Genomic DNA, 19192 nt, shown 5'->3' on the forward strand with positions numbered 1-19192 from the left:
CCCTTTTGGATCCGGGATAGACTGCCCGACGCCGCGCCGCAACCGCCCGCCGTCAAAGCCACATCAAAGCCGCGTCACAGCAGCTCGAACAGCGCGTCCTCGTTGGGCTGGCCGGCGACTTCCACCGCCAGCCCGGCGCGGACGAACGGCTCGGCCACCTGCTCGGAGAGGCACAGTTCGCGCACACCGGTCAACGCGTCGTTAAGCCCCGCGGCGGCGACGCAGCTGAGCAGCGTCTTCACCGTACGCTGGGAGAAGTGCAGCGCGGCCGTGACGGTTCCCGCCGCCAGGGCGGCGCGCGCCTCCTCCGACAAAGCGTCGGCCGGCGCGGCGCCATAGATGATGACAAGCTCCAGCGCGATGCCCGGTGCCGCCAGGAGCGCCTGAAGATCGGCGGCCCGGTCCTCGCCTGCCGGATTGAGCACCCGCGCGCCCTTGGGCAGTGCCTCGGCGATCCGCCCGGCGAGGGCCGAGGCATCGCCGTCGCAATCGGTCACCTTGGAAAAGCCCACCGCCCGCGCCTCCTTCGAGGTGCGCGGCCCCACCGCGAAGGCCGGCAGCTCAAAAAAGCGCCGGGCGTCCGGATGGGCGGCGAAGGCCGTCACGCCGTTGATGGAGGTAAAGGCGACCGCATCGAACGGCCCCGCCGGAAGCTCCGGCATGAGCGGCGCGATGCGCAGCATGGGATCGACGGTGACTTCATGGCCCAGCGCCGTGAGGCGCTTGGCGGTCTGGCTTGCCGCGGGCTGCGGCCGGGTGACGAGAATATGCATGGCGACTACTCGCGGATGGTCAGCTTGAAAACGGCCGAACGACCCCCTCCCGATGAGGAGGAGGGCTGGGGAGGGGGCACTCCCCAAAAATCAAGAAAAGCGCCGCTTGAGGCGGACGCACGAAACCCGCGGCCTTCCGCCTGCCCGGCCAGGCGGCACACGCGGCGCAACAACCCGCGGCGCTCCCTCACAGGCCGAGGGCGCGGGCCGGGCCGCTGGCCCGAAGCGCGGTGCCGAGCGCCGTACCGAGCGCCGCGGCGTCCGCCAGCGGCGCCTCGTCGGCCGCCTCGGCCGCATCGGCGCCGTCCGGCGTCATGATGAGGCCGGAGAGCCGCACCCGTGCGCCCTCCACCCGGGCGAGGCCGGCGATGGGCGTGCGGCAGGAGCCGTCCAGCGCCGTGAGGAAGGCCCGCTCGGCGGCAAGCGCGATGCCGGTATCGCGGCAGGCGATGGCGGCGATGGCCGCGTTGGTGGCCGCATCGTCGATGCGGCACTCGATGGCCACGGCCCCCTGCCCCACCGCGGGCAGGAAGTCCGCCGTCTCCAGAACGCAGCTCGCGGCCGAGGCGAGGCCGAGGCGCGAGAGGCCGGCGAAGGCGAGCAGCGTGCCGTCGAAATCCCCGTCCTTCACCCGCGCGAGGCGGGTGTGCACGTTGCCGCGCAGCAGCTCCACCTTCAGGTCCGGCCGCAGCCGGCGCAGCTGCGCCTCGCGCCGCAGGGAGGCGGTGCCGACCTTCGCGCCCGCGGGCAGATCGGCAAGGCTCGCCCCCGCCTTCAGGATCAGCGCATCGCGCACGTCGGCGCGGGGCAGGTAGCCGGCGAGGTGCAGCCCCTCGGGCAGGAAGGTCGCCACGTCCTTGGCGGAATGCACCGCGAGATCGACGCGCCCGTCGAGCAGCGCCTCCTCGATCTCCTTGGTGAAGAGGCCCTTGCCGCCGGCCTCGGAGAGCGCGCGGTCCTGGATCTGGTCGCCGGAGGTGCGGATCACCTCGATCGCCACCTGCGCCGGCTCCACCTTCAGCGCCGCGGCGAGGGCCGCCTGCACCGCATGGGCCTGCCACAAAGCGAGGGGGCTGCCGCGGGTGCCGATGCGCAGCACCGGGGCCGCGGCTGACTTTGCGTCTTCCAAATTCGTATTCTCGGTCATGGGTGCGTACAATGCGCGAGGGAATCGAAACGGCAAGAGCGGCTTTGCGGCGCAGCACGCATCGCCTGGGAGGGATGGGGCTTGGGCGATCTTCTGGTGCTCGGCATCGAGACCACCTGCGACGAGACGTCGGCGGCGGTGGTGGCGCGCTCGCCCTCGGGTGCGTCGGACATCCGCTCCAACATCATCCGCTCGCAGGTGGAGATCCATTCGCCCTACGGCGGCGTGGTGCCCGAGATCGCCGCCCGCGCCCATGTGGAAATCCTCGACCATGTGGTGGCCGAGGCGATGCGGCAGGCCAACGTGGACTATTCCGAACTGTCGGGCATCGCCGCGGCGGCCGGGCCGGGGCTGATCGGCGGGGTCATCGTCGGCCTCACCACCGCCAAGGCCATCGCCCTGGCGGCCAAGAAGCCCCTGGTGGCGGTGAACCATCTGGAGGCCCACGCCCTCACGGCCCGCCTCACCGACGGCGTCGCCTTCCCTTATCTGCTGTTGCTGGTCTCCGGCGGCCACACCCAGCTCCTCGCCATCGAGGACGTGGGGCGCTACACCCGACTCGGCACGACGCTGGACGATGCGGTGGGCGAAGCCTTCGACAAGGTGGCCAAGATGCTGAGCCTGCCCTATCCCGGCGGGCCCCAGGTGGAGGCGCAGGCGAAGCTCGGCTACGCCGCCCGCTTCGCCTTTCCCCGCCCCATGCTGGGCCGGCGCGAGCCGGACTTCTCCCTTTCCGGCCTCAAGACCGCCGTGCGGCTGGAGGCCGACCGCCTCGCCCCCCTCTCCGACGACGACGTGGCGGACCTGTGCGCCAGCTTCCAGGCGGCGGTGGTGGACCTCATTGCCGATCGGGTGCGCGCCGGTGCCCGCGCTTTCCGCGACCGTCTGGGGCGCGGCCCCACCGCATTGGTGGCGGCGGGCGGCGTCGCCGCCAATGCCATGATCCGCGAAAGCCTCGCCAAGGTGGCGGCGGAGCTCAACACCCGCTTCGCCATGCCGGCCCCCGCCTTGTGCACCGACAACGGCGCCATGATCGCCTGGGCCGGCGCCGAGCGCCTTGCCCGCGGCCTGCGCGACCGGCTCGACGTGAGCCCGCGCGCCCGCTGGCCGCTGGACCCGGCCGCCGCCGCATCGGCCACGGCGCGGGCCTGAACCGTGGCGGATCAGGCGTTTCGACGCATCGGCGTGATGGGGGCCGGCGCCTGGGGCACCGCCCTCGCCAATGCCGCCGCCCGCGCCGGCCGCGAGGTGGTGCTGTGGGGGCGCGATCCGGCCGCCATGGCGGCGCTGGCGGCGGAGCGCGAGAACCGCGCCGACCTGCCGGGCATCGCCCTCGACGGTGCCGTCTTCCCCACAGACCGGATCGACGCCCTCGCGGCGACTGACGCCGTGCTGCTCGTGGTGCCGGCGCAGGCCTGCCGGGCGGCACTCGCCCGGTTCGCCCCGCTGGCGCGGGACGGCCTGCCGGTGGTGTCCTGCGCCAAGGGCATCGAGCGCGGCACCCGCGCCTTCATGAGCGAGGTGATCGGCGCCGTTCTGCCGCAGGCGCGCCCGGCGGTGCTTTCCGGCCCGAGCTTCGCCAGCGACGTCGCCGCGGGCCTGCCCACCGCCGTGACGCTGGCTGCGGCGGACGCGGGACTCGCCGAAACGCTGGCGGCGGCGCTGGGCTCGTCCACCCTGCGGCTCTATCACTCCACCGACGTGCGCGGGGTCGAGATCGGCGGGGCCGCCAAGAACGTGCTCGCCATCGCCGCCGGCATCGTGGCCGGGCGGCGGCTCGGCGCCAGCGCGGCGGCCGCGCTGGTGGCGCGCGGCTTCGCCGAGCTGCTGCGCTTCGGCCTCGCCTACGGGGCGAAGGCGGAGACCATCACCGGCCTGTCGGGCCTCGGAGACCTCATTCTCACCACCTCCGGCCCGCAATCGCGCAACTTCGCCTTCGGCCGGGCACTCGGTGCCGGCGATCCCGTGGACGGCAAGCTGGCGGAAGGCGCCTTCACCGCCTCGGTCCTGGTGGAGATGGCGGCGGCCAGGGAGCTGGACGTGCCTGTGAGCGCGGCGGTGGACGCGGTGCTCTCCGGCCGCATCACCATCAACGAGGCCATCGAGGCACTGATGGCGCGGCCGCAGAAGGCGGAATAGGACCGGCGGCGACGTCCCCCTCACGCCTTCAAGGCATCGAAAGTGCGCGCCATCTCGGCGGCGGTGACATGGCTGATGACCGCGCCTGCCAGGAAATCCTCGCCGGCAGCGAAGGCGGCTTCCGAATCCGGCCGCGCGAGGGCGAGGCGCAGCGCCTCCACCAGATCATAGAGCGCCCAGGGCCGCCCGGCATCGCGCAGGGCCGATTGCAGCGCCCCCTGCACCAGCGCCCGCACGGTGCGGTGCGATTCGGAGACCGGAACGTCGTCCGCCTCGCCTTCCAGCGCCGCGATGCAGGCGTCGGCGTCGAACGACACATGGCCGCGGCAGGCGAGCGGGCGCACCGGATAGATCACGCAGATGCCGTCCACCACGAACGGACATTCGCGCCCCAGCGCCATGGTGCCGGACGTGCCCGGCTCGGCCGCGGGCGTAGCGGCGAGGCGGGCGGCAAGGTCGATGCCGACCTTGCGGAAGCCTTGCGCCATGGAGCGCATATAGCGCGCCACCATCATCACCTCGGGCGCTGTGGCCGCCACCTGGATGGCGCAGCACGTGCCGCAGCCCTTGCGGCAGGCGAGGGGCGGCAGGTCCTTCGCCTGCTCCGCCACATTGTGCTCATAGCTGGAGAAGGCCTGCATCCAGATGCGGTCGAGCAGGTCCGCCGTGGCCGCATGGGCGCCGAGGGTGGCCGCGAACGCCGCCTGCTGGGCGCGGAAGAAGGCGGCCGGACCTTCGGTCTCGGCAGACGGATGGGACGCGACCGCCACGGCAAGCCTCCATTCATGCCCCGCTGGGGTGATCGGCAAGGCTGGCCTGCCCGGACCGCCCGGACATTGAGATGGGTCAAGGTCTTCCGAAAGCCCATCGCGCCGGAGGGCAAGCAAAAGGCGGGCGTGCCGCGACAGGCCCCCCGGCCAGGGCGCGGCCCGGCCAGGGAGCGTCATCGCGGCGCTTGGGGCAGCGTCAGAAGAAGCTGCCGACCACGCTCGTGTGCTCCACGGTCGGCGGCGAGGCAAAATGCGGTCCGGCGAGGCGGCGCCATTCCTGGAATTCCGGCGAATTGCGGAAGTGGACCATGTGGTCCTCCACGGTGTCCCAGGTGACCACGAGATAGTAGCGCGAGGGCGTCTCCACGCAGCGCTCGAGCGACAAAGCCGTGCAGCCGCGCGACTTCTGGAAATAGGGCGCCGCCTCCTTCACCGCCGCCTCGAATGCGGCTTCGGAGCCTTCCTTGATGTCGAGCGTGGCAATCTCGTAGACCATCGTGCGTTTCCTCGTTTCCGGCGGCCCGTCCGCGCCGCCGCGGCGGAGATTAGGCCTTCGCATGGGCGAGGCAAGACGTGTCGGCGTTCGAGGCAAGCCGGTCCGCCGCTCCCCTCACCGCCCCTCTTGCCATTCCCCTTGCCAAGCTGCGGCGGACGCGGCAAACCCGCAGCATTCTTTGCCGGAACGCGAGCATTGCCATGGCCCACTGGCTCTACAAGTCCGAACCCTTCAAATGGTCCTGGGAGATGCAGGTGAAGGCCGGCGCCAAGGGCACCCATTGGGACGGGGTGCGCAACCACCTCGCCAAGCAGCAGCTCATGGCCATGAATAAGGGCGACCGCGGCTTCTTCTATCATTCCAACGAGGGCAAGGAGATCGTCGGCATCGTCGAGGTCATCAAGGAGGCCTATCCCGACCCGTCGGACGCCTCCGGCAAGTTCGTGATGGTGGACATCAAGGCGGTGAAGCCGCTGAAGAGCCCCGTCACCCTCGCCGCCATCAAGGCCGATCCCCGCCTCGCGGAAATGGCCCTCATCAAATTCTCCCGCCTCTCGGTGCAGCCGGTGACGGACGAGGAATGGGACATCGTCTGCGGGCTCGGCGGGGTGTGAGCGGCCCCATCGCCGACCCTGCCGCCTTCATCCGCGCCGAGACGCGGCTGCGGCCCGTGCCGCTGGTGCCGGAGGTTTCGCTCCACGTGGCCGACGAGGCAGTGCCCATCTGGCATCGCACCGAGGAAGAGCTGGGCGAGCTCGGCCTGCCCCCGCCCTTCTGGGCCTTCGCCTGGGCCGGCGGGCAGGCGCTGGCCCGTCATGTGCTGGACCATCCCGGGACGGTGCGCGGCCGGCGCGTGCTGGATTTCGCCTCGGGCTCGGGCCTCGTGGGCATCGCCGCCATGAAGGCGGGCGCCGCCTCGGCCGCCTGCGCGGACATCGACCCGTTCGCGGCGGCGGCGATCGCCCTCAACGGCGCGGCGAACGGCGTCGTCCTGTCCTCGTTTCAGGCAGACCTCATCGGCACGGACGACGGCTGGGACACCGTGCTCGCCGGCGACATCGCATATGAGCGGGATCTGGCGGAAAAAGTCTTCGCCTGGCTCCTCGCCCTCGCTGCGCGCGGCGCCACGGTGCTGATCGGCGACCCCGGCCGAACCTACCTGCCCAAGGCGCAGCTGGAGCGGCTCGCCGAATACAGCGTGCCGGTGACGCGCGAGCTGGAGGACATGGAGATCAAGCGCACCGCCGTCTGGCGTCCGCGCTGAACGGCGGGGCCACTCAACCGCCCGACCCGCGGGGGCAGAAGGCCTCGTGCAGCGCCGCGATCACAAGGAGCACCTCGGCGCGGGCGATGCGGTAATAGACGCTCGTGCCGGCCCGCCGCGCCTCCACCAGCCCGTCCGCCCGCAGCCGCATGAGCTGCTGCGACATGGGCACCTGGTCGATGTCGAGCTCGTCGCGCAGCTGCGCCACCGATTTCTCGCCGTCGCCCAGCGCGCACAACACCATGAGGCGCTGCGGATGCGACAGGCTGCGCATCAGCTCAGCGGCCTGCTCGGAGGCCGGCAAGAGTTCGGTGACATTCATGGATCGAAATTTACGAAATTTGAATGTAATTGACGGGACCGCGCCCTGGACCGGGCAGCGGCAGTCCCGAAGGATAACGCGCCTGCCGCGCAGCGTCACCGTCCTTGCGGGTGGCAGGGTGGAAAGCGCCGGCGCTCGTTCCGCTCGGGCACCGGCTGAGCGCGCCGCATCGCCCGCGCGGGCCCCGAGGTCCGGTGTGCGGATGCGAGGGCGGGGGCGCAATCCGGGGCTTGGCAGGACAAGGGGAAGATCACCGTGGGACGGCCACTTTTCCCCGCTTGACAGCATGGGGGGCCAAATCATAAATGGCGCCTCCCTCGGAACGGGGCCGTAGCTCAGATGGGAGAGCGCTGCAATCGCACTGCAGAGGTCAGGGGTTCGATTCCCCTCGGCTCCACCAAGAAACTCCGCGTCCTCAAATAATCTTAAGAGATCTCGACGCGGGAGACGTTATGTCCTGCGCCTGCATCTGGGCCGTAAGGACCATATTCCAAAGTATCCGCACCGGCCGTGACGCAGCGTCGTATTGCTGGCGGAGGTTGGCGGGGCCCGGGTCGCACTCCCCGTGCCGCTGAGGAAGAGTTGAAGCCGTTCGCCTTCATTTCCCCGTATAAACATCCCGACAAACAAGACTCGGGATGGTGACGCACGGAGGGATCGCCATGCTCTCGCGCAGAAGTCTCTTCAGTCTGGCGGCTGGCCTGACCGCGGCCGCGGCGCCGCCCTTTTCGACCGCTACGCGCGCCGCCGAAGCGCAGGTGCCGGCGTCGGACGCGGCGCGGCTGGCGGCAGCCATTTCCGATCGGCTGTTCGATGGCGACGGTCTCGCCCGCGCCGTCCCCGACGCGCCGACCGTCAGCGACCTCGCCCGCGGGCGCGACCGCACGCTGGTCCTGGGCGGCGGCGGCGAATATTACGTCGCCTGGTACTGCGGCTTCTTCCACGGTCTGATGGAGCACGGCGTGGACCTCACCGCCGCAGAGATGGTGGTGGGGACCTCGGCGGGCGCCTATCTCGGCTCGTCACTGCTGTCGGGCCGCTTCGGCCAGTTGCGCACCGAATTCGAATTCTTCGGACATTTTCCAACCCTGTTCGCCAAGCTGGCGCCGGTGAGCGCGCCCAATGCGAGCCAGAAGCGCGCGCAGGAGATCAATTTCTCGGTGAAGGACGGCACGCCCCAGTCCATCCGCGCCATCGGCCACGCGGCCCTCGCGGCCGACAACCATCTCAATGGCGATGGCGTGGAGCGCCTTGCATGGCTGCTGACCGGCGACAGCCGGACGGGGTGGCCCACGCCCAAGATGTTCACCACCGCCAACGATTGCTACACGGGCGAACGCCTCGTGGTGCATCGGGACGTGGCCGTGAAGAATGCCATCCCGCTTGCCCACGCGGCGGCGGCAAGCTCGTCGCTCCCCGGCGTCATCGGGCCGACGCAGCTCGGCCAGCGCTTCTGCATGGATGGCGGAATCTCCAGGACCTGGGCGCACACCGACCTCGTCGCCGGCTCCAGGCGCGCCATCGTCATCACCTTGACCAATGGCTACGAAGGCGCGCTGCTGAGCGGCATTCCGCACGACATCCACAAGGAGATCGCGGCCCTGGAGAGCGTCGGCACCAAGGCCATGCTCATCATCGCCGGCACCCCGCCAGGCGTGAACCTCCTCGACCCCACGCAGATCGCGCCGGCGCTCCGCGCGGGATACACCCGCGCGGCCACCGAGGCGCCGAAGATCAAGGCCTTCTGGGCGTAGCCGGCCGTCGGGCCTCAGGCCGCCGCGGCGCCTCTGCGCTTCGCGGCCTCGATGTCGCGCACCGGCGGCGCGCCGAACATGCGGCCGTACTCGCGGGTGAATTGCGGCACGCTCTCGTAGCCCACCGCGAAGGCCGCCGTGCTGGCGCTCGCCCCCTCCCACAGCATCAGGCGCCGGGCCTCGATCAGCCGCAGGTGCTTCTGGAACTGCAGCGGCGAGAGCGAGGTCACGGCGCGGAAATGCTGGTGGAAGGCGGAGGGGCTCATGCCCGCATCCGCCGCGAGGCGCTCCACCGGCAGGCGCTCGCGGAAGCCGCCGCGCAGCGCCGCCACCGCGCGGGCAATGCGGTTCACATGGCCTTCCGGCCAGCCGAGGCGGCGGATGGCAGGGCCGTGCGCGCCGGCCAGCAGCCAATAATGCATCTCGCGCACCAATTGGGTGCCGAGCACCGGCAGTGAGGCCGGCCGGTCCAGCAGACGCATGAGCCGCAGCGCCGCGTCCGCCACCTCGGCGTCCGTGGGATCGACCCGCACCGGCGCATGGTCGCCGTCCTGCGCCGCAGACATCTCCGCCCCGAGGCCGGAAATCACCGACGGGTCCAGTTCGAGGACGAGGGAGAGATAGGGCGCCATGGGGCTCGCGCGGGTGATCTGGCTTACTGTCGGCACGTCTGCGGTGATGAGCAGGGACTGGCCGGCGGAGAAGGCGAAGCTCTGCGTGCCCATGGTCACGTGCTTCGCCCCCTGGAGCACCAGGCACACCAGCGGCCGCGAGATGTCGTGGATCAGGTCGCTGGGCGCCGTCGCCCGCACGGTGGCAAGACCCGGGATGGCCGTCGCGGCGACACCGTGGACATTGGCATGGGCCTCGCCGTGGCGGCGGACGGCATCGAGCAAGCTGGTCATGAAGCAAATCTAGACCAGCGGGGGCCGCCGCGCACCTCCTTCTGGAGGATCAGGCAAGGAATGCCGAGCATCCGGCAACCGCGCCCGTGGCGGGCGGGCGATACCGTCTCCGTCACGAGAAACGGAGACGGACCATGACCAAGATTGCCCTGGTGACCGGCGCCAGCCGCGGCCTCGGCCGCAACACCGCCCTCAGCATCGCCCGCCACGGCGGCGATGTGGTCCTCACCTATCAGAGCCGTGCCGGGGACGCCGCGGCGGTGGTCGGTGAGATCGAGGCGATGGGCCGCAAGGCGGTCGCCCTCAAGCTCGATACCGGCGACGTGTCGGCCTTCCCCACCTTCGCCGATCGCCTGCGCGCCGCCCTCGTCGAAACCTGGCAGCGCGAGACCTTCGACCATCTGGTGAACAATGCCGGCCATGGCGACTACGCCCTGATCGGCGAGACCACCGAGGCGCAGTTCGACCGTCTGGTGGATGTGCACTTCAAGGGGGTCTATTTCCTCACCCAGACCCTGCTGCCGCTGCTCGCCGACGGCGGGCGCATCGTCAATCTCTCGTCCGGCCTCACCCGCCTGTCCTATCCGGGATACGCCGCCTATGGGGCGGTGAAGGGCGCCGTGGAGGTGCTGACCCGCTACATGGCCAAGGAGCTGGGCGCCCGCGGCATCGCGGTGAACACGGTGGCGCCGGGCGCCATCGAGACCGATTTCGGCGGCGGCGCCGTGCGCGACAATCCCGAGCTCAACCGCAGCTTCGCGCAGATGACGGCGCTCGGCCGCGTCGGCGTGCCCGACGACATCGGGCCGATGATCGCGGGCCTCCTGTCCGAGGACAGCCGCTGGATCAACGCCCAGCGTATCGAGGTGTCGGGCGGACAGGGCATCTGATTCGCACGCCACGGACATCCCGATAGGCCGGCGTTGCGGCGTCGGCCTACCGAGGCCCTTGGAAGGCGAAGCTCGGGAGCCTGAGCACCCATTCACCCGAGCGCTGGAGGTGGAGCCGCATCTCCCGTTCGGCGGCCGGCGCGTCACCGGCGAGGATGGCCTCGGCCACGCGCACGTGGTCCTGCTGGGAGCTCTGCATGTTCTCCGGCTGCATCACCTGCCCCACCTGGAACATGACCACCGGCAGGTGCAGCGTCTCGATGAGGTCGGTGAGCATGGTGTTGCCGCTGATCTTCACGATGGACCGGTGGAACAGGCGGTTCTGCTCCATGAAGACATGCGCCTGAAGCATCTCGCCCGTGGGCCGCACCCGCGACCAGACCCCCGCGAACAGCGACCGGTTGCCCCCCACCCCAATATGCTCCGCGGCAAGGCGCGCGCCGAGGCTTTCGAGATTTTCGCGGATCTGGAACAGGTCGCGCACCTGCTCGCGCGAGAGCCGGCGCACCACGGCGCCGCGGTTGGGGATGATCTCCAGCAGGCCGTCCGCCTCCAGCCGCCGGAACGCCTCGCGCACCGTGCCGCGGCTGATGCCGATCTCGGCTGTCAGATCCCCCGCGATCAGCCTTTGGCCAGGGACGAGGCGCCCGGCGAAAATCGCCTCCCTCAGCCGCTGGACGGTGTGCTCCACCGTCTGGCCATGCCGCCCATCCCCACCCGATCCGTTCACCGCCATCGCCGACCCCGCGCCGCCTGACGCAAATTACCACAGGAGACCTTGACACAACATCTATCCAACAAGATTATCCTACAATCCTGGTGCAAACGAAACAACACCGAGCCAGGGCGGGCAAAGACCCGCAGGAAACGCCAGCCCAGCAGGCCCAAGCGAGGTAGCCGATGACATCCAGCCCGATTTGATGGGCTGCGCTCCGACGGCCGGGCCGGCGCATTCGCGCGGCGCGGCGGCGGAGCCGGCAGCACCCTTCCCTCATCCGCATGGCAGCCGCGGCCGGTGCCGTGGCGCCGCGCGCGGCCAACGCCCGACCGGCCCCCCACGCAGGCGGCCGACCCCGGCCGCGGCGTGCGTGCGCGATCCTCCCTTTTCCCCGGCGCGCGGCGCGGCGCCGGCAGCGCTGACGCGGCCCTGCGCCGCCCGATCTTCACCTCAAAGGACGACAGACATGGATCTCGGTATCAAAGGGCGCGTGGCCATCGTGAGCGGCGGAAGCCGGGGCATCGGCAGGGAGGCGGCGCGGGAATTTCTCGAAGCCGGCGTCAAGGTGATGATCTCGTCCCGCCACGGCGACGAGGCGGCGGCCACCGCTCAGGAGCTGGCGGAGAAGACCGGCGGCGAGGTCCGCGCCATGCAGGCGGATTCCCGTGTCGCCGCCGACACCGAGAAGCTGGTGGCCGAGACGGTGGCGGCCTTCGGCACCGTGGACATTCTCGTCAACTGCGCCGGCACCATGTATTCGGGCCGCTTCGAGGAAATGACCGAGGACGGCCTCAAGAACCAGCTGGAGACCAAGCTCTTTGGCTGGATGCGCGCGATCCGCGCCGTGGCGCCCATCATGCGGGAGAAGAAGTGGGGCCGCATCGTCAGCCTCATCGGCGGCGCCGGCAAGGAGCCAGACCCCTACATGTTCGGCTCGGCCATCACCAACAGCGGCCTGCTCAACATGACCAAGTCGCTCTCCACCGAATTCGGGCCGGACAACGTCCTCGTCAATGCCATCTGCCCCGGCTGGGTCGCCACCGACCTGTGGCGCCGCAACGAGGAGGGGCTGAAGAAGGATCTCGGCGTGGACAGCACCGAGGAAGCCCGCCGCCTCGCCGCCAAGAAGAACGCCCTCGGGCGCTTCGGCCGCCCCGAGGAACTGGCCAACGCCATCGTCTTCCTGTGCTCGGAGCGGGCGAGCTACATCACCGGCGTCTCGCTCAATACGGACGGCGGCCGCCTCAAGGGGCTCTGGTGAGGCCATGAACCTTGCCCTGGCGGACAGGACGGCTATCGTCACCGGAGCCTCGCGCGGGATTGGCTACGCCGTGGCCGCGCGCTTGCTTGCGGAAGGCGCGCGGGTGGCGATCTGCGGGCGCGATGCCCGCAGGCTCGACAACGCGGCCGAGACGCTGCGCGCCGCCGGCCCGCCGGGGACCGGGGAGCGCGTGGTGGCGGTGGCCGCGGACACATCGGTCGCCGCCGACCGCGCTCGCCTCGTCGAGGTGGCCCACGCGCGGCTGGGGCGCATCGACATCCTGGTCAACAACGCCGGCACCCACATTCGCGCCACGCTGGACGACATGACCGACACCCAGCTGGAACGCCAGCTCGGCGACAAGCTCTTCGGCTTTCTCGGCATGATCCGGCTGGTGATGCCCGTGATGCGGATGCAGGGCGGCGGCAGCATCGTCAACATCATCGGGCAGGCGACGCGCCACCCGCACCCGGACCGTCTGCCCTCGGGCATCGCCAATGCGGCGGCGCAGGCCATGTCCAAGGCGGCGGCGGACGCGCTGGCGGGCGACAACATCCGCGTCAACTCCGTGTGCCCGCAATATATCGAGACCGACATCCTCGGCGGCGTCATCGCCAAGGAGATGCGCGAGCGTGGCCTCGACCATGCGGGCGCCGCCCGCGGCTTCACCCGCGCCAACGTGCTGGACCGCCTCGGCACGGCGCAGGAAGTGGCGGATCTCGTCGCCTTTCTCGCCTCGGAGCGCGCCGGCCACGTGGCCGGCAGTTCCGTCTCGGTGGATGGCGGCTATCATCGTCACGTGTTCGGCTAGGGGAGCGACGATGGATCTCGAGCTTTCCGGCAGGACGGTCCTGATCTCAGAGGGCGGCACGCCGCTCGGCCGGGCGGTGGCGCAGCGCCTCGGCGAGGAAGGCGCGCGCATCGCCTTCGGCTCGGGCACCGCTGGCACGGCGGGGCCGGCGCCGGCCGAAGGGTTCGGCATCCCCCTGTCCGGGATGGCGCCGATCCCCGCCATGCGCCATCTGGTGCAGGCGGCGCGGGCGGTGCTCGGGCTGCCCGACATCCTCGTCGCGGAGGTCGCCGATCCGCTGGAGGGCACGCTGGACGAGGTGGATGCAGAGCGCGCCTCGGCCTATCTCGGCGGCGCCGTCGCCGGGCTGTGGGCCTTCGTCGAGGCCGGGGCGGCGGACATGGCGGCGGGTGGGCGCATCATCGTGCTCATCAATGCCGCGGGAAAAATCCCCGCCCGAGACTACATCGCCGCCGCCGTCGCGGGCGCGGCGCAGCACGCCTTCGTCAAGACCGCCTCGGACCATTTCGGCCCGCGCGGCATCACGGTGAATGCGGTGTGCGTCGGCGCCATGGGGCCGGCCGCCGCCGGACGCGCTGCCATCGGCACCGAGCCCTGGCTCGGCCGCGGCCTCGGCCAGCAGGAGAGCGGCTTCGGGCTTGCGCCGCCGCTCGGGCGCTGGTGCCGGCCGGAGCAGGTGGCGGACGCCGTCGCCTTCCTCGCTTCCGCCCGCGCCGGCTTCGTCACCGGCGCCAACATCGACGTAGACGGCGGCCAGCAGCGGCTGATCTTCTGAACGGGAAACGCGCATGATCGAGCTTCAGCACATCAGCAAGACGTTCAAGAAGAAGGACAGCGCCCTGCACGCGGTCGAGGACGTGAGCCTGAAGATCGCGCCGAAGTCCATCGTCGCCCTGATCGGCCCGTCGGGCTGCGGCAAGTCCACCCTGCTGAACATGATCGCCGGCCTCTATCCGCCCTCGCAGGGCCGGGTGTTCTACGACGGCCACCGCGTCGCCGACGTGAACACCAACGTCGGCTACATGACGCAGAAGGACAATTTGCTGCCCTGGCGCACGGTGCTGGACAACGTGGCCTTCCCGCTGGAGGTGGCCGGCATGCCCCAGGCCGAGCGGCACGAGGCCGCCCGCCGGCTGCTCGCTCTGGTGGGGCTGTCCGGCTTCGAGATGAAATATTCGCACGAGCTCTCCGGCGGCATGCGCAAGCGCGCCTGCCTTGCGCGCATGCTCATCTACAAGCCCAACGCGCTGCTGCTGGACGAGCCCTTCGCCGCCCTCGACGCGCAATTGCGCATCGCCATGCATGCCTTGCTGATGCGCCTGTGGGAGGAGCAGCAGCAGACCATTCTCTTCGTGACCCACGATCTGGTGGAGGCGATCACCCTCGCCGACCGGGTGGTGGTGTTCACCCGCCGCCCGGCGAGCATCGTGCTGGAGCAGGAGATCGACCTGCCGCGCCCGCGCGACGTGCACGAGGTGCGCTTCACCGAACCCTTCCACCACATCCACAATGCTTTGTGGGACCGCCTGCGCACCCAGTATGACGAGGTGCGCCTGTGAGCCCGGCCAAGGCGGCAGATCTGGAGACCCGCGCCATGCAGACCCCCGGTTCGGCCTCCGAGGACCAGCCGCCCGCCCGCGAGCGGCGGCCTCTGGCCGACATGGGCACCGCCCCCATGATGGGGATGCAGATCCTGCTCGGCATCGCCCTGCTCGTGGTGTGGCAGCTGGTGTCGGGGCGGCTCATCGACAACTTCCTCATCAGCAATCCGCTGGCCATCGCCAGGAAGCTGTGGGACTGGACCGCCAACGGCTCCATCTTCATCCACATCTGGGCGACGGTGCACGCCACGGTGCTGGGCTTCCTCATCGGCGCGGCGGCGGGCGTGGCGGGCGGTGTGTGGCTCGGCCTCTCGCCCTTCCTCAGCCGGTTGCTCAATCCCTACATCTGGGCGTTCAACGCGGTGCCCAAGGTGGCGCTCGCGCCGCTGTTCATCCTGTGGTTCGGGCTCGGCATCGAATCCAAGGTGGCGCTCGCCGCCATCCTGGTGGTGTTCCTGGTGTTCGTGAACACCTATGCCGGCGTGCGGGAAGTGGACCAGGACCTCATCGACGGCGCCCGGCTGATGCGCGCCTCGCGCCAGCAGATCCTCATGAAGGTCATCCTGCCCTCCTCGCTGACCTGGATCTTCGTCGGGCTGAAGACGGCGGTGCCCTTCGCCCTCATCGGCACCATCATCGGCGAGATGATCGCGGCGAACCGGGGGCTCGGCTACCTGGTGCAGCGCGCCGGCAGCGATTTCGACACCGCCGGCGTCTTCGCCGCGCTCCTCGCCATCGCGGCCCTCGCGGTGGTGTTCAACGAGATCGTCGGCTCGGTGCAGTCGCGGCTCGACGCGTGGAGGATTATCAGCCGCTGACGCCAAGGGCGGGACCTCGATCCACGCATCACAACAAGAAGAGGCCGACCCCGCCAAAGGGGCGGCACAACGGGAGGAACGGATGAAACACAGCATCAGATTGACGCTGGCGGCCCTGTGCGCCGGACTTTTCTTTCACGCGCCAGCCAAGGCCCAGGAATTGGTGCGCATCGCCAACATCGGGCACGGCTATTATGCCGGCCCGCTCTATGTGGCCATGCGCGAGGGCCTGTTCGAGAAGCACGGACTCAAGGCCGACGTGACCTTCATCAAGGGCGGGGCGCTGGTGTTCCAGGCGGTGCTCGGGCGCAGCGCCGACTTCGGCATCCTGAGCTACGAGCACGTCCTCACGGCGGCGGCGCAGGGCAAGAACATCGTCTCGGTGTTCAACGTCACCACCCGCCCCCTCAACAACCTCATCTCCACCAATGCGCTCTACGACGCCTATCCCAACGCCAGCATCGAGACCAAGGTGCGGGCGCTGAAGGGCAAGAAGGTGGGCGCGCCCTCTGCCGGCGGGTCCGGGGAGAAGATGCTGGGGGTGCTCGCCAAGCGCTACGGCCTTGCGCTGCCCGGCGACGTGGAGCTGGTCTATCTCGGCACCGACGCCTCCTCCTACGTGGGCGCCTTCCGCGGCCGCATGGTGGATGCCGGCATCCCGTTCGAACCGGCGGGCGCGGTGGTGGAGCAGGAAGGGCTGGGCAAGATCTTCATCAATCTGATGAACGGCGAGATCCCCGAGTTCCGCGACCTGGTCTTCATGACCCTCGCCACCCATCCCGACATGCTCAAGGAGCGGCCGGAGACGGTGCGCAAGGTGGTGGCGGTCTTCCTGGAGGCGCAGAAGATCCTGCTCGATCCGGTGCGCGGCAAGGCCATCATGGGCGCGGAATTCCCCGACATGTCCCCCGCCACCAACGACAAGGCCTATGAGATCGTCCGGCAGATCTGGAGCACGGACGGGCGCATGAGCCTGGAGGGCGCGAAGAAGGTGTTCGACTTCCTCCAGCCGGCGGGGACGGTGCCGGTGGTCTATGAGAACACCTTCACCAATGCCTACCTTCCCAAGAACTGAGGCGGCCATGACAGGGGACGTGCGCGGCGAGGAGCACTGGGCGCGCAAGGGCGCGGTGGACCTCTTCCTGTGGCGCAAGGTGCTCGCGCGCGAGCTCTTGCCGCGCGAGGGCCGGGCTGGCGGGGCGGCGGGGGGCCGCCCGCCGATCGTCCTCGTCCATGGCTCCTCCACCAGCGCCATTCCCTCCTTCGACCTCCAGGTGGCGGGGCAGCCGGACTATTCCTTCATGGACTGGCTGGCCCGGCGCGGATGGGACGTGTGGACCCTCGACCACGAGGGCTACGGCCGCTCCACCGTCACGGACGGCAATTCGGACGTTTCCTGCGGCGCCGACGACCTTGCCGCCGCGACCCCCGTCATCGCCGCGGCGACGGGGGCGACGGGCCTCTTCGTCTACGGCATGTCCTCGGGCGCGCTGCGGGCGGGTCTGTTCGCGCAGCGGGCGCCTGACGTGGTGCGCCGCCTGGTGCTCGACGCTTTCGTGTGGACGGGTGAAGGCTCGCCCACCCTCGCCAAGCGGCGGGAGGGCGTCGCCGAGTTCCGCGCCAGCAACCGCCGGCCCATCAGCCGCGCCTCCATCGAGAGCATCTTCCTGCGCGATCTGCCGGGCACCACTCACCCCGCCGTGATGGCCGCCTGCGCCGAGGCGCAGATGCAGCTGGGCGATTCCGTGCCCACCGGCACCTATCTCGACATGACCACCCATCTCCCGCTGGTGGAGCCCAGCGCCATTGCCGCCCCGACGCTGATCGTGCGCGGCGAGCACGACGGCATCGCCACGGTGGACGACCTCCTCGCCTTCTTCCGGCGGCTGCCCAGCGGCGACAAGCGCTTCGCTAGCCTGCCCGGCATCGCCCATGTGAGCCCGCTCGGCATCCGCCGCCATCTGCTGTGGAACGCCGTCGACGAATTCTTCGCCGCTGGACTGGTGGAGGATGCGGAGGGCGGTGCGGCCTAGATCCGCCGCTGCCACGGGTTGGCGGAGAGCTTAAGCTGGCCCTGCACCACCCCGTGGCGCAGCAGGATGTCATCGAGCGCCGCGCGGCCAATGGCGAGGGCTTCGGCCAGATGGTCGGCGATCTCGGCGATGGCCGCCTGCGCCTTCTCGTGCAGCGCGATCTGTCGGGCGAGATCGGTGCAATAGCCCATCAGCATGGAATTGTGATCGTGGCTGAGGCCGAGCTGCGCCTGCAGTTTGCGGATCTCGAAATCGTCGGTGCGGTGGGAGTTGATGGCCGGGACGTAGAGGGGCGCGAGCGTACGCCAATACTCCGCTTCGGCGATCTGCCCGGCGAGCAGGATGACGATGGCGTCCTGGACATACTGGCGGTCCGCCTTGACGCTCAGATCGAGCACCACCGCGTCCTCGCCCTCGAAGCGCGTGGCGCCGCTCAGCCCGTGCGGCGCCCGCAGCACCACCTCGGCCACCGGACGCTTCAGATAGCGCGCCACGAGCGCGTGCCCCGCCTCGTGCACCGCGACGGCTTTGCGCCGGATCGCCAGCGGAATCTCGTGGGCAGGCGTGGCGGTCATGGGTGGTCGCAGTCGGGCAGCGGCGGAAGAGAAACCTATAGCATCCCCGCCGCCATCCGCCGAACCGCCCCGGCCGGAAGGACCGCCCGCTTCCCTAGAGCGCTGCGTGGTCGCGCACCGCCTCGGCCAGCGCCGGCTTCAGATCGGCGAAGCGGCGGTCGAGGGCGAGCGGATCGGTGCGGTTCAGGGCGATCATCTGCGCCCGCACCTCGCCGCCCCGCACCACCTCGAAGGCATCGGCGAGAACGGCGGCGACGACAGCCTGCGCCACCGCCTCGGCCGGTTCCTTGGTGAAGCCCACCTCCGGCCCGGCACGGCTGGTGCGCATCATCGGGGTATCGGTGGCGCCGGGATAGACGGTCAGCACCCGCACGCCCTCCCCGACAAGCTCACGCCGCAGCGCCTCGTCGAAGCGCGCGAGGCCCGCCTTGACGGCGGCGTAGGTGGCGTAGAAGGGAATGCCGATGAGGGCGATGGCCGAGGCGACGTCGACGATCAGCCCGTCGCCGCTGGCCCTGAGCGCCGGCAGGGCCGCGCGGGTGAGGAAGATGGGCGCGAGGAGGTCCACCTCCACCATGGCGCGGATCTCCGCCTCGGTGGTCTCCTCCAGCCGGCCGGCGCGCACGCCGCCCGCATTGTTGACGAGCATGTCGAGCCCGCCGAGGTGCTCCAGCACGCCGTCCAGCATGGCGGCGCGGCCGGCGGGATCGCTCACGTCGGCGCCGATGGCGTGGACGGTGCCGCCCCGCGCCTGCAGCTCGCCGACCGCGGCATCGAGCACGTCCCGCCGGCGGCCGGTGATGACCACGTGCGCCCCCTTCTCGAGCAGGGCGGCGGCGATGGCGCGGCCGATGCCGCTGGAGCCCCCGGTGAGGAGGACCCGCTTTCCTTCGATCTGCATGGCGTCTCCTTCGC

At 70.3% G+C, this 19192-nt stretch carries 22 protein-coding genes and 1 tRNA gene; 14 read left to right on the forward strand and 9 right to left on the reverse strand.

Features of this window, described 5'->3' with window-relative positions; all coding sequences use genetic code 11:
• Positions 1–74: 74 nt before the first annotated feature.
• Together ABLE93_RS17410 and hemC are read right to left on the reverse strand one after the other, a co-directional pair.
• A complete protein-coding gene (locus ABLE93_RS17410) occupies positions 75–773 on the reverse strand; it encodes a uroporphyrinogen-III synthase (RefSeq protein WP_348841114.1) in 699 nt (232 codons plus the stop codon).
• A gap of 187 nt (positions 774–960) precedes the next feature.
• Positions 961–1920, reverse strand: coding sequence for a hydroxymethylbilane synthase (gene hemC, locus ABLE93_RS17415; RefSeq protein ID WP_348841115.1), 960 nt, complete (start codon positions 1918–1920; stop codon positions 961–963).
• Positions 1921–2001: 81 nt separating this feature from the next.
• Here hemC and tsaD point away from each other — a divergent pair, with 81 nt between their 5' ends.
• Together tsaD and ABLE93_RS17425 are read left to right on the forward strand one after the other, a co-directional pair.
• A complete protein-coding gene (tsaD, locus tag ABLE93_RS17420) occupies positions 2002–3072 on the forward strand; it encodes a tRNA (adenosine(37)-N6)-threonylcarbamoyltransferase complex transferase subunit TsaD (protein ID WP_348841116.1) in 1071 nt (356 codons plus the stop codon).
• A 3-nt stretch (positions 3073–3075) separates the two neighbouring features.
• Positions 3076–4059: an NAD(P)H-dependent glycerol-3-phosphate dehydrogenase gene (locus tag ABLE93_RS17425; protein WP_348841117.1), complete on the forward strand. Its 984-nt coding sequence runs from the start codon at positions 3076–3078 to the stop codon at positions 4057–4059.
• Between the two features lie 20 nt (positions 4060–4079).
• Here the strand turns inward: ABLE93_RS17425 and ABLE93_RS17430 are convergent, their stop codons facing one another.
• Positions 4080–4829: a YkgJ family cysteine cluster protein gene (locus tag ABLE93_RS17430; RefSeq protein WP_348841118.1), complete on the reverse strand. Its 750-nt coding sequence runs from the start codon at positions 4827–4829 to the stop codon at positions 4080–4082.
• 196 nt (positions 4830–5025) lie between these two features.
• Positions 5026–5325 carry an antibiotic biosynthesis monooxygenase family protein gene (locus ABLE93_RS17435; protein WP_348841119.1) on the reverse strand — a complete coding sequence of 100 codons (300 nt, stop codon included), beginning with the start codon at positions 5323–5325 and terminating at the stop codon, positions 5026–5028.
• Between the two features lie 200 nt (positions 5326–5525).
• On the opposite strand from ABLE93_RS17435, the gene ABLE93_RS17440 reads away from it, so the two are divergent.
• Together ABLE93_RS17440 and ABLE93_RS17445 are read left to right on the forward strand one after the other, a co-directional pair.
• Entirely contained in the window at positions 5526–5939 is a 414-nt protein-coding gene (locus ABLE93_RS17440) for an EVE domain-containing protein (RefSeq protein WP_348841120.1), read from the forward strand.
• The gene (locus ABLE93_RS17445) at positions 5906–6589 is read left to right on the forward strand and encodes a class I SAM-dependent methyltransferase (RefSeq protein WP_348841121.1); all 684 of its coding nucleotides are present in this window, start codon (positions 5906–5908) and stop codon (positions 6587–6589) included. Before ABLE93_RS17440 ends, ABLE93_RS17445 begins: the two co-directional genes overlap by 34 nt.
• Positions 6590–6602: 13 nt before the next feature.
• Here ABLE93_RS17445 and ABLE93_RS17450 read toward each other — a convergent pair whose 3' ends face one another.
• Positions 6603–6911 carry a metalloregulator ArsR/SmtB family transcription factor gene (locus ABLE93_RS17450; RefSeq protein WP_348841122.1) on the reverse strand — a complete coding sequence of 103 codons (309 nt, stop codon included), beginning with the start codon at positions 6909–6911 and terminating at the stop codon, positions 6603–6605.
• Between the two features lie 324 nt (positions 6912–7235).
• Here ABLE93_RS17450 and ABLE93_RS17455 point away from each other — a divergent pair.
• Positions 7236–7311 (forward strand) — tRNA-Ala (locus ABLE93_RS17455).
• Between the two features lie 262 nt (positions 7312–7573).
• Entirely contained in the window at positions 7574–8665 is a 1092-nt protein-coding gene (locus ABLE93_RS17460; protein WP_348841123.1) for a patatin-like phospholipase family protein, read from the forward strand.
• 14 nt (positions 8666–8679) lie between these two features.
• Here the strand turns inward: ABLE93_RS17460 and ABLE93_RS17465 are convergent, their stop codons facing one another.
• Positions 8680–9570: an AraC family transcriptional regulator gene (locus tag ABLE93_RS17465; protein ID WP_348841124.1), complete on the reverse strand. Its 891-nt coding sequence runs from the start codon at positions 9568–9570 to the stop codon at positions 8680–8682.
• A 134-nt stretch (positions 9571–9704) separates the two neighbouring features.
• Here ABLE93_RS17465 and ABLE93_RS17470 point away from each other — a divergent pair, with 134 nt between their 5' ends.
• On the forward strand, positions 9705–10460 hold the full coding sequence (locus tag ABLE93_RS17470) for an SDR family oxidoreductase (protein ID WP_348841125.1): 756 nt from the start codon (positions 9705–9707) through the stop codon (positions 10458–10460).
• A gap of 46 nt (positions 10461–10506) precedes the next feature.
• Here ABLE93_RS17470 and ABLE93_RS17475 read toward each other — a convergent pair whose 3' ends face one another.
• Positions 10507–11196 carry a GntR family transcriptional regulator gene (locus ABLE93_RS17475; RefSeq protein ID WP_348841126.1) on the reverse strand — a complete coding sequence of 230 codons (690 nt, stop codon included), beginning with the start codon at positions 11194–11196 and terminating at the stop codon, positions 10507–10509.
• A 448-nt stretch (positions 11197–11644) separates the two neighbouring features.
• On the opposite strand from ABLE93_RS17475, the gene ABLE93_RS17480 reads away from it, so the two are divergent.
• The 7 genes from ABLE93_RS17480 (at position 11645) to ABLE93_RS17510 (ending at position 17702) form a co-directional block, all read left to right on the forward strand.
• The gene (locus tag ABLE93_RS17480) at positions 11645–12439 is read left to right on the forward strand and encodes an SDR family NAD(P)-dependent oxidoreductase (RefSeq protein ID WP_348841127.1); all 795 of its coding nucleotides are present in this window, start codon (positions 11645–11647) and stop codon (positions 12437–12439) included.
• Between the two features lie 4 nt (positions 12440–12443).
• On the forward strand, positions 12444–13250 hold the full coding sequence (locus ABLE93_RS17485; RefSeq protein ID WP_348841128.1) for an SDR family NAD(P)-dependent oxidoreductase: 807 nt from the start codon (positions 12444–12446) through the stop codon (positions 13248–13250).
• A gap of 10 nt (positions 13251–13260) precedes the next feature.
• Positions 13261–14025 carry an SDR family NAD(P)-dependent oxidoreductase gene (locus tag ABLE93_RS17490; RefSeq protein ID WP_348841129.1) on the forward strand — a complete coding sequence of 255 codons (765 nt, stop codon included), beginning with the start codon at positions 13261–13263 and terminating at the stop codon, positions 14023–14025.
• 13 nt (positions 14026–14038) lie between these two features.
• The gene (locus ABLE93_RS17495) at positions 14039–14809 is read left to right on the forward strand and encodes an ABC transporter ATP-binding protein (RefSeq protein ID WP_348841130.1); all 771 of its coding nucleotides are present in this window, start codon (positions 14039–14041) and stop codon (positions 14807–14809) included.
• A complete protein-coding gene (locus ABLE93_RS17500; protein ID WP_348841131.1) occupies positions 14806–15669 on the forward strand; it encodes an ABC transporter permease in 864 nt (287 codons plus the stop codon). The genes ABLE93_RS17495 and ABLE93_RS17500 overlap by 4 nt, the downstream gene beginning before the upstream one ends.
• Positions 15670–15751: 82 nt before the next feature.
• Positions 15752–16744, forward strand: a complete 993-nt coding sequence (locus ABLE93_RS17505) for an ABC transporter substrate-binding protein (protein WP_348841132.1) — start codon at positions 15752–15754, stop codon at positions 16742–16744.
• A 7-nt stretch (positions 16745–16751) separates the two neighbouring features.
• Positions 16752–17702 (forward strand): alpha/beta fold hydrolase, encoded by a 951-nt coding sequence (locus ABLE93_RS17510; RefSeq protein WP_348841133.1) that lies wholly within the window; start codon positions 16752–16754, stop codon positions 17700–17702.
• Here ABLE93_RS17510 and ABLE93_RS17515 read toward each other — a convergent pair.
• Positions 17699–18277 carry an FtsH/Yme1/Tma family ATP-dependent metallopeptidase gene (locus ABLE93_RS17515; protein ID WP_348841134.1) on the reverse strand — a complete coding sequence of 193 codons (579 nt, stop codon included), beginning with the start codon at positions 18275–18277 and terminating at the stop codon, positions 17699–17701. The two genes, ABLE93_RS17510 and ABLE93_RS17515, sit on opposite strands and share 4 nt — an antisense overlap.
• Before the next feature lie 94 nt (positions 18278–18371).
• Positions 18372–19178: an SDR family NAD(P)-dependent oxidoreductase gene (locus tag ABLE93_RS17520; RefSeq protein ID WP_348841135.1), complete on the reverse strand. Its 807-nt coding sequence runs from the start codon at positions 19176–19178 to the stop codon at positions 18372–18374.
• Between the last annotated feature and the right edge of the window lie 14 nt (positions 19179–19192).

The organism is Xanthobacter pollutisoli, from assembly GCF_040044995.1.
Classification (GTDB): Bacteria; Pseudomonadota; Alphaproteobacteria; order Rhizobiales; family Xanthobacteraceae; genus Xanthobacter.